Below are 2,148 nucleotides of genomic sequence, written 5' to 3' on the forward strand. Positions count from 1 at the left end.
GCTAGGGTGCGGTGCGCCTGGTCTTCCCTGTGGGGCCGGGCGTGCCCGTGTTCCAGTCCAGGCGCAGCACGGCGAGGTCGTCGGTGTGCCGGTCCGCGTTCAGCGTGCGGGTGCGGGTGATGAGCTCGTCGAGATGGGTGCCGGGATCGGGCGCGTGGAGCGTGTCGATGATGCGCAGCAGGCCGTCCACCCCGAGGCGGGCGCCCGTGTTGTCGGCGAAGCCCTCGACGAGGCCGTCGGTGTAGGCGATGAGCGCGCCGCTCGCGGGCAGTGCCAGCGTGGTGGCGGGCCACTGGCCCAGTCCGGGTGCGATGCCCAGCGCGACGCCGTGGGCGGCCGCCACCTCGTGGGTGCCGTCGGGGGTGAGGAGCAGCGGTTCGTGGTGACCGGCGAGGTGCAGGGTGACCGTGGCCCGGTCGGGGTCGAGGGTGATGAGGGTGCAGGTGGTGAAGAGGTCGCTGCCGGCGCGTTCGGCTATGTGGATCTGTTCGAGGAGACGGAGCAGCTGCTGATCGCGGTGGCCGCCGAGGGTCAGGGCACGCCACGCTATGCGCAGGCAGACGCCGAGCGCCGCCGCGTCGGGGCCATGACCGCTGACGTCTCCGATGACGGCGTGGACCTGTCCGTCCCCCGTCTGGACGACGTCGAGGAAGTCGCCGCCCAACAACGCCTGCGCACGACCGGGGTAGTAGCGGCTGGAGGCACTGACCGTGCCGGAGGACAACAGGGGCTCCGGCAGCAGCCCGCGTTCCAGGCGCGCGTTCTCCTCGGCGCGCAGCCGTCCGATCTGCAGGGCGGCGTTGGCGCGTTCGGCCTGCTTTCGCTGGACGGCGTAGCGGACGGCGCGTTGCATCAGGTCGGGATCGACCTTGCCCTTGACGAGGTAGTCCTGGGCACCGGCGGCAAGGGCGTCGACTCCCGCGCGGGGCTCGTCCAGGCCGGTCAGGACGATGATGGCGGCGTCGGTGGCCGCCTGGATCGCCTGGACGGTCTCCACTCCGGACGCGTCCGGCAGATGCAGATCGAGCAGCACGCAGTCGACGGGCCCCCAGGCGAGGGCCGCACGCGCGTCGACGGCCGTGCGGCAGCGTGTCAGTGCATGCGGCAGATCGGTGTCATGGAGGAGTTCCTCGACCAGGAGGGCGTCTCCGTCGTCGTCCTCCACCAGCAGCACGCCATATCGCTCGTCGCGGCCTGCGGCAGAAGCGGTCACGACTGCGTCTCTCTGTCCGGGGCCGCCGTCGCGGCAGTGACGGCGGGAAGGGTGAAGACCACACGCGTGCCGAACTCGACGCCGGGGTCGATCCTGATCGCGCCGTCGTGGAACTCCACGACCTTCTTGCACATCGCCAGGCCGATGCCGGTGCCCGGATAGGCGTCCTTGGTGTGCAGTCGCTGGAAGAGGACGAAGACCTTCTCCCGGAACTCCGGTGCGATGCCGATGCCGTTGTCGCTCACCGCGAACTCCCACACATCCCCGCGGGAGACGGCACTGATGTGAATGCGCGGCGGCCGGTCGGGACTGCGGAACTTGATCGCGTTCGACAGCAGGTTCTGCCAGAGCATGCCCAACTGGGTCGGGTCCCCGACGACGGTGGGCAGCACATCGTGGATGATCTCGGCGCCGCTCTCCTCCACAGCCACGCTCAATGTGTCCAGCGTGCGGCTCAGCACCTGTTCGAGGTCCACACTCTGATGGTCGTTGTGGACCCGGCCGACCCTCGAGAAGGTCAGAAGGTCGTTGATGAGACTCTGCATACGGTTGGCGCCGTCCACGGCGTAGGCGATGTACTGGTCGGCCTTGTCGTCCAGTTGGCCGCCGTAACGCCGCTGAAGCAGCTGGGTGAAGCTGGACACCTTGCGCAGGGGCTCCTGCAGATCGTGCGAGGCCACGTAGGCGAACTGCTCAAGCTCCGTGTTCGAGCGCTTCAGATCCTCCGTCTGTTCGTCCAGCAGTGCGCGGGTCCCCTCGCTGAACCGCAGCTCCTCCACCAGACGCAGACGCATCGAATCCACGTCGGAGGCAAGCCGGCGCAGGTCAGCGGGACCGACTACGTCGATGGGGTGGTCGAAACGGCCCCGCGCCACCTCGCGGGCAGCCGTGCCGAGCCGGCTGAGAGGATCGGTGATACCGCGGCGCAGTCCCTC

Annotated in this window: 2 protein-coding genes; both read right to left on the reverse strand. The window is 69.3% G+C overall.

What is annotated here, in order from left to right; translation table 11 throughout:
• Position 1: 1 nt before the first annotated feature.
• Positions 2 to 1,213, reverse strand: a complete 1,212-nt coding sequence (locus ADL25_RS09020) for a PP2C family protein-serine/threonine phosphatase (protein WP_059127142.1) — start codon at positions 1,211 to 1,213, stop codon at positions 2 to 4.
• On the reverse strand, positions 1,210 to 2,148 hold a 939-nt coding region (locus ADL25_RS09025; RefSeq protein ID WP_159044904.1), incomplete at its 5' end, for a sensor histidine kinase. The genes ADL25_RS09020 and ADL25_RS09025, both read right to left, overlap by 4 nt.

The sequence above is a fragment of the Streptomyces sp. NRRL F-5122 genome (genome assembly GCF_001507435.1).
Taxonomy (GTDB): Bacteria; Actinomycetota; Actinomycetes; order Streptomycetales; family Streptomycetaceae; genus Streptomyces; species Streptomyces lannensis.